Here is a 14,628-nt window from a genome sequence, read left to right as displayed (position 1 = left end):
TTTATGATGGCTGGCATTTTTATATTAGAAAGGGTGGAGTTTATGTTGCTAAAGGAAGGAAAAGTGATTGAATTTGATAAAAGTAAGTCATTGGAATATGTAAGAAACTTAGGAAAAGGGGGTACAGGACAGACAGAATTATTTAAAGAGAAATTAACGGATACTCTATTTGCTATAAAGAAGTATAATCCAGTTCTTGAAAATGATACAGATGATGGATTTGAAAGATTTATTAATGAAATAAAAATACTTTTTAAAGTTTCACATCCCAACATTGTGAGGATTTATAATTATTATTTATACCCTGAACATAAAACTGGATATATTGAAATGGAATATATTGATGGAATTCCAATTAATGAATATGTTCCAGTTGGTTCTCATAAACCTTGGGAAAAGATATTTCTGGAAGTGGTAGAAGCCTTCGCTTATTTGGAAAAGATAAAAGTATTACATCGAGATATAAAATCGTCAAATATATTAATAGATGAAAATAATAATGTGAAAGTGATTGACTTCGGCTTTGGTAAGAAGTTAGAGGCTAATGAAACTGAGGGGAATAGTATAGTTTTAAACTGGCCATATAGTATTCACCCTGAAGAAATACAAACAGGTTCAAAGTACGATCATCAAACAGAAATTTTTTATATTGGAAGCCTTTTCGAACAATTATTAGGTGATGAGATTGAAAGCTTTAAGTATAAGACTATTATAATGAACATGATGAAGGTTTCTAGGACAGAGAGATATAACGACTTTAGTTCCATATTAAGAGAAGTTTATGGAAGTCAATTAATTACTGAAATGTTTTTAGATGAGGACAAACAAACTTATAATGCATTCGCAGATAATCTGATGAATATTATAAATCACTTCACTTCAGATTTTAATCCCGTAGATGATGAAGATAAAATAATGAGAGAACTCTTGAAAATCGTTGAAGCAAATGCCTTGGAATATATTATACAAGACAACGCACCTCTAATACGGTCTTTCGTTAATAATAGTTTTAATTATTCTATAAGGCCGACTATTAATGTAGAGGTTATAACCGATTTCATTGAAATGTTAAGTAGGTTTACGCCTTATCAACGGAAGGTTGTAATCAACAATATCAAATCGAGATTAAATACAGTTAAGATAAATTATACATTTGATGATGATGATTTGCCGTTCTAGTAATCGCTATTTTAGTTTATCACAATATATGATAATAAATTAGGGGGATTTTTTTGAATAGTATTGATTATGAAATCTTAAATATCGATAAAGTTATATGCAGAAATATTTCTAGATTTGACTCGTATGAAAGAGGGTTACTATCACAAAATATTCTATCGCAGCTAAGAAATTTCGTTGAACATATTTCATTAAAAGCATACGCCAATGGACAAGATCTTGAGAACAGCTATGAAAATATAGGGAAGGCAAATAAATTTGTTAAATCTAAAGGTAATTTAAAGTTTTTGAATAAATTTCATAAGCTTTTACAGATTACAGCCTCTCATTATACTCTTAATGAGGAAAACTCAGAAAGACTAATGTTGAAGTACTATGAGTATCTACTTAAAATAAAAAACTATCTAAAAAGTGAATTCAATCTTGATGTTTTAACTAACATAGATAAGTATCCAATTAATGTAGATTCAAATCTTAAAGAGTATTATGGAAAAATATCGGAGAAAATAAATCGATCACCCTTGCAGAAAACCAATAGCATTTATAAAGAACGCTACTATATCCAAAGAATAAAGCCATTTTTCGTAGATTATAATGTTTATTATGAAGTTACACTAACTGTTGCAAGTGATAAAGCAAGTAAGTTTGATAGAATTATTGCATTTACAAAACTAGATCTTTCACATAACTATGCTGTTAAACTTTCAATAAAGGATGATACTGTAAATATTTTAGGAAAAAAAATGCCGATTCTAATTATTGAGGGGTGGGAAGTTTCAATTCGCCCTTGTGAACTTAATAATTTTGCGAAAATATTTGGAATTAATCCCAAAATACAAGGTGGACATACTGAGTATCGCGAGTTAATGAGATATCTAACTGAAACTGGACTGAATTTAGTTGAAGTCATTGACTCCCCAGAAACTGAATATATGAGTACCAAAAGCCGTATAACTCAAAAATCTAAAGCCGCACTTTTTTTTGAAACCCTAGATAAATGCCGTGAATTGGCAAAAAATAATAGTTTAGGAAGTAATGTAATTAGATATTTACTTTACAGACTAAATAACAAAGTTATAAAGCAGCAATATGAATCTGGAGATTGCGAAATATTATCAAATCTAAATCTAGATTATAGGTGTATACCGTTTGATAAAATGCCGTTTAATACATCATTAAAAAATCATAATCCTAAACTGTCGGATTTACTCGACTGCATTGATACAAATAATCGAGGCCATGAAATTTTTGCAAGATTTATCAAAAATAATACAGAAATAAATGGTCTATTATATACCCCTAAGAACGATATTATAGGTTTTGATAATATCGAAGGTTTTATGGAGACCTATAACAGTAAATTGTATTATAAGCATCAACATAGGAAATTAGAGAATTACAAAAATTATATTTATATAAATGGTTATGAAAAGGACACTCAAAGTATAATTCAAAAGCTTAAAGGGTTAGCTTCATCTGGTATAGATAATTACTCAAACTCTGTTCAATTTTGGTTGCAATCTTCCGCCTATGATATTGATTGTGATGAGAAGAAATCTTATATAAATAAAATGTTTGAGAACTCCAAAGTAGCTTTTATATACGGTTCTGCTGGAACAGGAAAATCTACTATGATAAATCATATCTCTAATTTTTTTAATGATAAAAAGAAGCTCTATTTGGCAAACACTAATCCAGCAGTAGATAACTTAAAAAGGAGAGTTAATGCTGCTAATTGTACTTTTAAAACTATTGCAAAATTCATAGCACAAAGGAATTGTGAAACAGATTTTGATTTATTGATTATTGACGAGTGTAGTACAGTTAGTAATTTAGATATGCTTAAAGTCATAAGAAAGGCATCCTTCAAATTATTAGTTTTAGTTGGAGATGTTTATCAAATCGACTCAATAGTCTTCGGAAATTGGTTTGAGATTGCTCGTTCCTTTGTTCCTGAGACATCAGTATTTGAGTTAACAAAGCCTTATCGAACTAGTAATTCTAAGTTGCTTACTTTGTGGAATAAGGTTAGGAACATGGATGAGGATTTATTGGAACACATTACCAAAAACAATTATTCTATCAGCCTAAATGAATCGATATTTGAACATTCTGGAGAAGATGAAATAATACTATGTTTAAATTATGATGGTCTTTATGGAATAAACAATATTAATCGATTTTTGCAAAGTAGCAATGAAAACTATGCTTATTACTGGGGTATCCAGACCTATAAGGTCAATGATCCTATTTTGTTTAATGAGTCAGAAAGATTTGCTCCTTTAATTTATAACAACTTAAAAGGGAAAATAGTAGGTATAGAAATATTTAATAATAAAATACAATTCGATATTGAACTAGATAAAGTAATAAATCAGTTGGATGCAGCGGGATATGATTTTCAGCTGATAGGTAGTTCTGATAATGGAAATTCGATTATACGCTTTTTTGTTAATAAGTATAGAAGCACTGATGAAGATGACGATTTATCATCTGATGCTGTGGTTCCATTTCAGGTTGCCTATGCTGTTTCTATTCACAAAGCACAGGGGCTGGAATACAAATCTGTTAAAATTGTTATAACAGATGAAATTGAAGAAATGATTACTCACAACATATTCTATACAGCAATAACTCGTGCTAAGGAAGAATTAAAAATATACTGGACACCAGAAACGGAGAATAAAGTTTTGAGTAATCTGGAAAGAAAAAATAGCAAAAGAGATGTTTCTCTATTATCATCAAAGATTAGTGAGCCAGTTGTATAAAGTTGTGACTTTAACACTTATTAACTTCCCTTAAAAGTCCTGTTCTCTTTAAAATTATACGTATTGTTCATAAGTACTTTAATAAGAATAGTATAGTTTTTCCTATATATGAAATAATTGTAATTGGCACAATAAGACCCTAGAAATATTGACAAATCTAGGGTCCTGTTGTGCATTCTTAATTAATCTGCTTTTCTAATACCAATGAATATCGCACCAGTTTCTCTTGTACTCTTTTTTGCAGCCTTAACAAAAAGTCTCACAATTTCCTCTTCCTCGGTATATTGTGGATTATTGTGTAGGAAAAGCAACAATCCAGCATTGTGAAATGCTGGGTTGTCGCAATTCATAAGACAACTTATTAACGATTAAATATATTATAAACTTAATATAAAAATAATTCTACATTTCGTGTTCAGAAGCATTTAGATTTAAAATCTCTAGTATCAAAACACCTATACCCACAAAAGGTGAGTTCAATGCCAAATTAAACTTTGATTTATACACTATATTACTAGCTAAATAGGATATGCTTTTTTGTAAGAAAAGTTTCAAAGTGATATTATTAGTATAGAATCGGGATTTAAAATAGTTATACATATCGGCAAAGATAAAGAGTTATTATCTTTGGAACATAGAAGCACCAGATACAGTAATAGATTGACTAGTGGAACTAACAAAAGAATATAGATTATAACAGCGAATGTCAGTCATTTTTAGTAAAAGTTTGGTGAAGAAACTTTTTGGGGATGACTGGCATTTTTGATTAGTAAAAGTGTTTTTGCTAAAGATGAAGGGAGAGGAGGGGGAGTAAAATTAATATCTTTCAGTACCAAGGTCAAGAAGAAGATCATTATACAAATATTCTTATGAGAATTCTGGAGTTAAATAATTATAGTCTAACAAAAAGTTTCCTAGAGAATTTAATACCCCATGAAGTAGAGATGTTTGATTATAGTGGATTACACATAATTACTAGAACTAGGTATTGTCCCCAAGAACATAAAGAATATGAATATATTATCGGCATATCTCCATACCAGAAAGCGATAAATAATCACAATGAATATGAGGATAATTCAGGTTCTATCCCTGATGCTTGGATATGTGGGGGAAACTTTAATTTGCTATTCGAATTCAAAATAAGAGGAGTTTTGGATGAGGCTCAGATATCTGCTCATAAAAGGTTATTGAAGAATTGTAAAAAAGTAATCCGGTTGAGGTGGATAGATATTATTAATTCCTTAAAGGAAGTTAATAAAAATGCAGATAGTACTGAAAGGTTTTTAGTGGAGCAATTTCTATTAGTGACTAATAATTTTAAGTCAAAAAGGAAATCTTCAGGAATGCCAAAACAAATTATTAGCCACATAAATAAAGATAAGGAACCTCACTTTGTCATCACTGGAAGTCAAAAGGTAAAACCCTATATAGTAGAATACGTGTGTGATGGCAAAAAAACTATTATCAATAATAATCTAAGTGGCATACAAGAGGCTAGAAGATGGATTGCAAAGTACATAAATCAGAATAAGGAAACTCTTCCTATACCTAATGATGGAATGAATACAGTTATTTCGGACTATTGTGTTGCGCCCGGAAGAGCAGAAAAGAAAAATCAGTGGAATCAATGGAGACTAGGGGCATTTTTATAACTTTCTAGTCAAAAGAGGTAGTACATTGTATTGATGAGGGGATATAAAGTATGAACAATTATGAATTAAAGAGTCAAGTTATTCGCTTTTGTAACTTGAAAAGCCCAGAGGAACGTTATAGCGAGCTTAATAATTCTGTATATATGGAAAGGAAAGTTATAGATATTATAAAAGAATTAGCATCTGAAGCAAAGGACGGTACTCATCGCCAAAATTATATAGACCACATGGAACTCATTGAAGAATACCAAAGAAAAGGGTTTGTAGCTTTAAGTTTTTTTAATTCAATAATAGAAATTGAAGCTGCATATATAAAATTCGCATTTGGCTTCGATAGTTTTCCGAAGCGAAAACAATACCTGCTTTCCGCCCCTTTTTTAATTGAGAAACGATCTATCGAAATTATTACTGATTATATAGAAAGGGAAAAATATCTATCCAATAATGTGGGTTCAAGACTATATAGAAATTTATTGAAGGCTTGTAGGGTAATAGGTATTGAGGAGGCATTTACGGAATTTGCAACACCTGACAAAAAGTATGTTGATATAATGAATATACTATTTAAAAAAGATACTATACCGGAGCATTTATTGTTTTTGAGTGACTATAAAGATGAAGTTTCATCTAAGCAAATTAGAACTGTTTTCCATTATTTACAGGCGCAATATGAGAAAGATAAATCTAAAAGGAATAGAATAATCGCACTTTGGGATCTTATTTCCCCATATCAAGAAGATAAGAGGGAAATTTGGTTTTGGGAGTGAATTACTTGCAACGGATTTATAGCAATACCTTCTCTAAGCGATGCAGATGAACTGTCTCCACTCTTCGGTAAAACGGCTTCAGTTGTCTTCAGATATAATATAGATATCTATGATATGAGACGTACTTTAAAAGGCAAAGCTATGGTTAAAATTATTAAGAAGAATAGTTTATTATAGGGGGAGTTTTACATTGATTAATAAATCATTTACAGATATTACCCTTGATGATATCAAAGAATTACAACAAAATTCTGTGAAAGAGGGTAAATCTATTGATTATAAAGAACAGATCAATATTAATGATAAGTCAGCACGAAAAGAATTAGCTGCAGACATTACATCCTTTGCAAATACAGTTGGTGGTGATCTTTTATTCGGTATAAAAGAAGATAAAGGTGTGATAAAGAGTATTGTAGGTATTGAAGTTCAAAATATAGATTACTTATTGCAAAAAATTGAAAATACTATTAGAGATCTCGTGACACCTAGAATAATAGGTCTTCAAATACAAGTAATTCCAGTACTCGATAATAATTATATTATTCAAATTCGGGTTCCACAATCATATAACGGTCCTCATGTGGTTGATGGTAGACGTTTTTACGGGCGAAACTCTGTAGGAAAATATCCCTTAGATATCGACGAGATAAGAGCAAAATTCTTAGGTCTGGCAGAGCTAGGCGATAAAATAAGAGATTACCGATTGGATCGAATATTTAAAATAAAAGCGAATGAAGGTCATTTAAAAGTAGAGAATCAAGGGATTATAAGTGTCCATATTGTACCAATGAATTCCTTAGTTTTTGGAAGTCCTTTTTATAATTTAGGAAAACCAGATGACTTGAGTTTATGGGCATTAGTATCGAATGGCATTACAACAATTACTGACATCGATGGTGTAACTGGCTATGACCGTACATACAATAAAGACCAAGAAACAGTGGGTGGATATCACCACCTTAGTCGAAAAGGGATAACGGAAATTATAGATACTACAATTATACCGTATGACAATAGTTTAAGCATAGTTTTATTATCAAAGTATTTAAATGGCGTGCTGGAAAGAGTTAGAGAAAATATGCAGAAGTTACAAATTAACGGACCTTTTGTAATAATGATATCGCTACTAAACATCAAGGGAATAAAAATTAATTATTATAACAATGGATTTGGAGGGCGAATGATTAGGAAAGAAGACTTACTGTTACCTGAAGTTGTTATAAATGATTTTGAGAACTTAGAGAGTCAGTTGGAATCTACAATCCTTCTATTGTGTAACGCTGCCGGATTAAATGAAATTCCAAAAAGGACTATTTAATATAAAAAGAGTATTAATTAATGGCTAGTTTTATTTTAAAAGCTAAAATTTAAATCAGCTCTATAGTAAGAACTATTAGGAAATGGGTCGACCCCAAAATTCTGGTTAATACGTTGTAATAGCGATGGTAAATAATGAACTATTTAAAAAGGGTGATTCAATGAAGGATATATTTGGTCTAATAGGGGGAAACGCCAATCCTAATTTAAATAATTTTGGTAGTGATTTTGAGAAAGCAGAATACTTACAAAGATTATTAATTAACATGAGTACTAATGATGGGCCAACTGATAATGACCATTATGTAGAACTTAGAAGGTACTTCCTAAAAGATACTAAAATAAAAGAGTTATTACCAAGCTATGTAAGAGAATATAGAGACCTTCAACAATTTTGGCAATTTATAAAGCATGAGTTACCGACATATGCTGAAAGAAGGCAATTAATATGGAATGACTTTAATAAACTGTTAAATTATTTGGAGGATCAGGAAGATGTACCATTAATAGAATCGATTGATGAGAACTTGCGGATATTTAATTCGGAACATATTTTTAATTATTGGAACAAGGCTCTAGAGAGAAAAGAAAATGATCCAGAAGGTGCTATAACTATATCAAGAACACTTGTGGAAAGTGTTCTGAAACATATATTAGATGAAAGAAATATAGATTATAGTAGTAATGCTAGTTTACATGAAATATATAGACTGGTAGCTGAAGATTTAAAACTGTCTCCCGAACAACATGACGTTAAAATTTTCAAAAAAATATTAGGTGGATGCTCATCAATTGTTAATGGCTTAGGTAATCTAAGAAATATACATGGCGATGCACACGGGAAAGGGAAGGTACAGTACTATAGACCTTCTACTCGGCATGCAGAGCTAGCTGTTAATCTAGCTGGTTCAATGGCTTTATTTCTTATGCAAACACATCAGGAGAATTAATAAAGTGAGTACTATAAAAAACGATGAAAGCCGCAACCTAAATAAATTTATTTTGGAATATTTGAGAGGAGATAATGTTCTTGATTCCGATTGAATATCGTATTGAAAATGAAGATGAATCAGTTACTCTGGATTTCAAGAGAGAAATATACAATAAAGATAAGAATCATGAGTTTTTAAAAGATATCGTTGCTCTTGCAAATGCATTATCGAACGATACTTACCGCTATATAATCATAGGAGTAAAGGAACAAAGTGGATTCAAAGAATACTTTGATGTAAAACGTGATGATGTTGGTGATGTAGCTAATTATCAACAGCTTATTGATCAAAATATTGAACCTAATATACCAATCAGTATTGAGTATGTAGAGATAAATGATAAAAACTTAGCTATATTTAAAATAGGTCCTTGTGACAATGCACCTTATATGTTTAAGAAAGATTATCGAAAAATAAAGCAAGGCATGATATACATTAGAACTGGTACTTCAACTCGGTTCGCAAAACGACAAGAATTAGACTTAATGTATCAAAATAGGCAAAAAATAAATCGAAAGGATATTATAGTTGGTTTTAATGAAAAGATAGATGCTACACTTGAATTACTAGCATTAAGTGAGACGGAAATTAAGAATATTCCCTCCAAAGTAAGAAGAAAAGAAATACAAAATGAAATACACCATAGAAAAATGCCATACTATAACAGAAACATTAGTCAATTGATGAGTAGCAGTATGATGTGGTTAGATCGGGAAAAACCACTATCATCTAGAGATGATGATGAATTACAACAAATGTTGGTTAATGTAGACAGAGAATATCGAGATCATAATAATTATTATTTATTTGAAGAAGTGGGTCATCGTTTAAATTTATTCATTCATAATAAGGGTAATGAGCCATTAAAAAATTGTACTATCAAATTAAGGATTCCTATAAAAGATGGATTTTATATCGCTAACGATATTTATGATGAACCAGAAAACTATTCTAGATTGATTAATAATTACCAACAATCAAGGTATCCTATTGTTGAGAAAAAAGAATCATTATACATCATTACTGAGAAAATCAATACAATAAAGCAAAAATTACCAACAGAGTTATTTCAAGAGGAAATAAGATTAGTAATTTTTCCAAAATTCATAGACTCTAATATATCAATTCAATATGAAATTTATGCTGATAATTATCCAGAAGTAATTAATGGAAATTTATCTATTAAAGTTATTAAAAGTTAATAATAAGCTAAAGGCCGCCCATATCTGGGATTTCCAAGTGTGGGAGTTGTTCATTGCAGGCCTTTGAGAACTGCTTGTAAACCTCATCAGAGATTCGAAAGTTTTTGTGATATGTTTGGATGATGTGGGTAAATAAGCTTATCTAATAGAAGCTCCCTATTGCCTTTTCGAAATTCTATCAATTCAATTACTTCCCTTTTGCAATACTACTATTTTGTAGAATTTAGTCATATATTAATTACTTTTTTAATTAATGTTAATAGGTTATGTGTAGTATGTTTATATAATTCAAGATAAAAAGATTATTTAACGTGGAACGATTATTAATTTATCTAAAGGGGGATATCTATGTCTTTTACATATGGATTGCCATTCAGTAACGAAAAATTATTAGATGGAATTATTTTCACACTTAAAAGAAAAAAAGAAATTGAAGTAGCTCAGTTATTAAGAGGGGCTAGTCTATCAATAGAAACTGGCGGATATTCCTATTATGATGGCGGCTGGGGTAGGTCAGATGCTATGGCGACTTCAATCTATTTATATGTTAACCCTGTAAATATTGATGGACTAGATACTAAAGAAAATAAAGAACTACTTAGGTCTATTTCAGATACCCTGATTCCAGCAGAGGTCGGATATGATGTTAAAAGAGTAATAATTGAGATTGATTTAACAAAAGATTTTGAAATGGAAGATGACCTTATTACAGATTTAGAAAAGCAATCAGATAGAATCTCTGGTAAAATATTATCCATAATTCTTCCAAATGATATCAAAGAGAAAGGATATTATATGGCGGAAGTTTATACATATCTATATGCAGTAGAAAACTCTTTAAGGCTGTTTATTGAAGAAGTCTGCAAAAAAGAACATGGGGAACACTACTTTGATGAAATTAAAGTTCCTAAACCCCTTCGGAACACGATAACTAATAGGCTTGAAAAGGCAAACGCAAACAAATGGTTAAGTATCAGAGGAGATTCTAAGCTCTTTTATTTAGATTTTAAGGACCTCGGTTCATTGATAGATAACAATTGGGAAATTTTCAAAGAATACTTTCCAAGTAGAGATTTTATAATTCCTAAAATCGATGAAATGGCTGAGTGTAGAAATTTAATTGCTCATAACAGTCTTGTTGAAGAGACAGAAAGAAGTGTTATAAAAACTTACTATAATGTAATCTTAAAGCAAATTACAAGAGGATTAGAGGATTAAGCAGAAGAGGCCTTAGCTGGGTCTCCTCCTTATAATGCCAATTTGGAAGAGGTAAAATGTTTACATCATAAAAAATGACGAGAGCATCTTTCTCTCGTCATTTTTTGCCTCTTAAATCACCATGGTGAACCTTACCATAAATAGATGCGGAATATTTTAAAAAATTCAATCTCTTAATCTATCGAAATACATTTTTTAAGTCGTAGTCCTTTCTACCAAATAACTCTGTAGATCAATAATCCCCTAAGAGCACCTAGCTTACTTCATCTACTTATATAAGGACAAAGACTTACAAAAAGAAGTAATTCACCTTTAATAAAGTATGTTGCAGGTTTAATTCCATATGGGGATAACGTATATAACGTCTGGGATACGCTAAGTAAGATGTCTCCTAAAAACGTAGGCTTAGGTACTGCTGAAGAATTTGTAGGAAAAGATTTTGAAGCTCAAAAAAAGGTCCATCATGGGAAAGTATACCGTGTAGTTTCAGGGAATTTAAAAGATTACGATATCAGAAATGAAGAAGCTTACGTAAATCTAAAAGGAGACATTCATTCAGGTGATGGTAGTATAAGAGTAACCGGGGCCTATAAAACTGATTTAGGATCAAACTTATATTAGTATTTATACGCCTAGGTTGTATATAGCAACTTAAATTTGAGCTATTGTTACTTTGTGAATTTTAATCTTACACAAAACTTTATCGGCTTTATATGGAGAGGCGGGCATGATACCCTGATCGGGTTGCGAAATCCCTTTGCTTTCGCAAAGAAGTCATGCCCGTAGAGGCTCCATGTCAAGCCAACACTAGACTAAAATCGTTAACTCAAGTTTGTGAAATCTGTTAATTTCAAGTGGCTCAAATTGTGTTGCGAAATAGCTCAATTTTCAATTGCGAAATACACTAGGTCTATTTAGACCTAGGCGTGATATATTGAAACCTCATACTCGGGAGTCTTTAATATGATAAAAAATAATTTAAATGCATTAAATATATCGTTAATATGCTTACTCCTTATTAGTCTTTTTTTAAATTATCATCTATATAGCGAGAACCAAGAAAAAAATAGTTATTATACCGTATATTATATTGAAGATTTTTTCAACGAACTCCAAGAATCCATATTATCGTTAAAATCAATCATCGCAGACGAAGAGACTGATTATCGTGAGATTTCTTACCTTGTAGAAAGGCTAAACTATCTGGATTACATGGTGAGAAGAGTTCCTTATTATTTCGATGGTATGGGAGGAGGAACAAATTACATTGGTTACGCTGCAGTTGTTATGAATCGTGGAATAAGCTATGAGGGACATGAAATTCCGCCGTTTTTTGAGGATCAGGAGATCAATCAATCAGAACTAGCTTTTTTGAAGTTATTTAAAGATCGCTTAACATCAATTTACGCGCAGTTAGAGTCGGAAGAAACTAATAAACTTGCCAATAATGTCACCAAAAATAGATTTGAAAACATTATAATGAAAGATATTTTTATTGTAGGAGCAGAACGTGAGCTAGTAGAAGAATACTTGAAATATACAGAGCTAGAATAAAGTAAATAATAAATTAGAGGTAAACCATTGGAATAACTGAAGTTTGATAATTGGGAAGGTATTTGGAGGATTCCAAGCAATCTGGTATGTTAACGCTAAACTGTACAAATTTTCAAAGGAACATAAACTTAGTTATAGTGTACAAAATGTATGTTCTCTATTTAAAGTTAGTAGATGCATTTTGTCACTTGACTCAGAGTTTCTGCGGGCAAGATCCTGAGCCGGGAAGCCAGATGTTCAAGAAATCTGGCTCAACCACCTAGGCTATCATACCCGCCAATTATAAAATATGAACTAGAGCATAAATTATTAGAGTGTAAAGCTCTTTAAACAATTAATAAATATTACTGAGAAAGATTAAGTGGGTAACTATTAAACTGGCATCTGTGTCAAGGGCACTTATAAAAAAAGAGTTATGCAAATAAAAGATGATTCCTATATGGAATAGGGTCATCTTTTTTAGATTCTATTGATAACGGTAATTGTTACAGTAAGTCATGTAATGATTGATTTTTCATTTTAATTCCTTTCATGTTTTGGCTGATTTATAATCTACTTCATCCTCGTGCATTTTGCCTCACGATCACTTCAGAAGGATTAAGCTCCCGTTTCAGGGTTCTGCCAGCTTTTGTTTTCCTTGTATCAGTAAGCCCTATTAACCCTTTCGTTTCATAAGTTTTCTTCCACCGGATCGTTTTATTTCAATTACTTCTTCATCAAATCCACTTTCCATAAAAATATGTCGTGGGAGTTTAGATACTTATCCATAAACCTGTTCTTGAAAGCATCCGTGTAAGTGATGGATTTCTCACTAACGCGTTGTACATTTGGATTCAGTCACAACAAAGAAAACGTGCGTTCGTTTTTCGTTTGGTTATCCAACTTAAAATGGTATAATAGTACACAAACTAGATGTTTAGAAAAAAATAATAAACGGGGATTCTTTTAAAAAGGAGTGATGACATTGCAAAAGGAAACTAGTATCCTAATCTATCAAACAGAGGATGGTAACACAAAAATAGATGTTAGATTGGAGAATGAGACAGTTTGGATGACCCAAAAGGGAATAGCGGAATTGTTTCAAACATCACCTCAAAATATTACACTTCACGTAAAAAATATTTACGAAGAAGGGGAGTTACAGCAAGAAGTAACTTGTAAGTATTACTTACAAGTTCAAAATGAAGGGCCAAGGGAGGTGAAAAGAAAAGCAAAACACTATAACCTTGAAATGATTATTGCAATTGGATATCGAGTTCGTTCTCACCGAGGTACACAATTCCGCCAATGGGCAACAGAGCGGTTAAATGAATATCTTGTTAAAGGGTTTACAATGGATGATGACCGTTTGAAAGAAATGCGTAATTTTGGACAAGATTATTTCGATGAGTTACTAGAACGAATTCGTGATATCCGTGCTTCCGAGAAAAGGTTCTATCAAAAAATTACAGACATTTATGCGACGTCTATTGACTACGATCCAAAAGCAGAAGTCACACAAGAATTTTTCGCAACTGTTCAAAATAAACTACATTTTGCAATTCATGGTCAAACAGCGGCTGAACTTATAGTAGATAGAGCGAAGGCCGAGAAGGAGAATATGGGTCTTACTGCATGGAAAGGGAATAAGGTAAGAAAAACAGATGTTACAGTTGCTAAAAATTACTTAACGGAAAAGGAACTTAAATCACTCAATCGTATTGTCGCAATGTACTTAGATTATGCCGAAGATCAAGCGGAAAGACAACAGCCAATGCATATGAACGATTGGATTGATAAACTTAATGCCTTTCTTCAATTTAATGAGCGTGAAATTCTTGAAAATGCAGGAAGGATCTCAAAGGCTGTAGCTGATAAGTTAGCCATTCAAGAGTATGAAACATTTAACCAGCATCGTTTAAATAAAAATACTCACGATGACTTTGAGCAGTTTATTGAGAATGAGGACTTAAAGAGATAAGACCTCAGTTTTGTTC

At 31.5% G+C, this 14,628-nt stretch carries 11 protein-coding genes; all 11 read left to right on the top strand.

Features of this window, described 5'->3' with window-relative positions:
- Window positions 1-3 precede the first annotated feature (3 nt).
- Complete coding sequence (locus tag B2C77_RS01030; RefSeq protein ID WP_077701929.1) at window positions 4-1,179, top strand: protein kinase family protein; 1,176 nt, start codon at window positions 4-6, stop codon at window positions 1,177-1,179.
- 53 nt (window positions 1,180-1,232) lie between these two features.
- On the top strand, window positions 1,233-3,947 hold the full coding sequence (locus B2C77_RS01025; RefSeq protein WP_077701928.1) for an ATP-dependent DNA helicase: 2,715 nt from the start codon (window positions 1,233-1,235) through the stop codon (window positions 3,945-3,947).
- Window positions 3,948-4,816: 869 nt separating this feature from the next.
- The gene (locus B2C77_RS01020) at window positions 4,817-5,602 is read left to right on the top strand and encodes a hypothetical protein (protein WP_254843912.1); all 786 of its coding nucleotides are present in this window, start codon (window positions 4,817-4,819) and stop codon (window positions 5,600-5,602) included.
- A gap of 50 nt (window positions 5,603-5,652) precedes the next feature.
- Window positions 5,653-6,369 (top strand): hypothetical protein, encoded by a 717-nt coding sequence (locus B2C77_RS01015; RefSeq protein WP_077701926.1) that lies wholly within the window; start codon window positions 5,653-5,655, stop codon window positions 6,367-6,369.
- A gap of 190 nt (window positions 6,370-6,559) precedes the next feature.
- Window positions 6,560-7,687, top strand: a complete 1,128-nt coding sequence (locus tag B2C77_RS01010; protein ID WP_176087251.1) for an AlbA family DNA-binding domain-containing protein — start codon at window positions 6,560-6,562, stop codon at window positions 7,685-7,687.
- 124 nt (window positions 7,688-7,811) lie between these two features.
- On the top strand, window positions 7,812-8,636 hold the full coding sequence (locus B2C77_RS01005) for an abortive infection family protein (RefSeq protein WP_254843911.1): 825 nt from the start codon (window positions 7,812-7,814) through the stop codon (window positions 8,634-8,636).
- Between the two features lie 80 nt (window positions 8,637-8,716).
- Complete coding sequence (locus B2C77_RS01000) at window positions 8,717-9,880, top strand: AlbA family DNA-binding domain-containing protein (RefSeq protein ID WP_176087250.1); 1,164 nt, start codon at window positions 8,717-8,719, stop codon at window positions 9,878-9,880.
- A 348-nt stretch (window positions 9,881-10,228) separates the two neighbouring features.
- Window positions 10,229-11,098 (top strand): Swt1 family HEPN domain-containing protein, encoded by an 870-nt coding sequence (locus tag B2C77_RS00995; protein WP_077701922.1) that lies wholly within the window; start codon window positions 10,229-10,231, stop codon window positions 11,096-11,098.
- A 384-nt stretch (window positions 11,099-11,482) separates the two neighbouring features.
- Complete coding sequence (locus B2C77_RS00990) at window positions 11,483-11,719, top strand: hypothetical protein (protein WP_077701921.1); 237 nt, start codon at window positions 11,483-11,485, stop codon at window positions 11,717-11,719.
- 342 nt (window positions 11,720-12,061) lie between these two features.
- Window positions 12,062-12,652, top strand: coding sequence for a hypothetical protein (locus B2C77_RS00985; protein WP_077701920.1), 591 nt, complete (start codon window positions 12,062-12,064; stop codon window positions 12,650-12,652).
- Between the two features lie 964 nt (window positions 12,653-13,616).
- Window positions 13,617-14,612 carry a virulence RhuM family protein gene (locus B2C77_RS00980; RefSeq protein ID WP_141130638.1) on the top strand — a complete coding sequence of 332 codons (996 nt, stop codon included), beginning with the start codon at window positions 13,617-13,619 and terminating at the stop codon, window positions 14,610-14,612.
- Window positions 14,613-14,628 lie beyond the last annotated feature (16 nt).

The sequence above is a fragment of the Virgibacillus dokdonensis genome (genome assembly GCF_900166595.1).
Classification (GTDB): Bacteria; Bacillota; Bacilli; order Bacillales; family Amphibacillaceae; genus Virgibacillus; species Virgibacillus dokdonensis.
The sequence above is the reverse complement of the archived record's forward strand: the minus strand, read 5'-3'. Positions and strand labels throughout refer to the sequence as shown.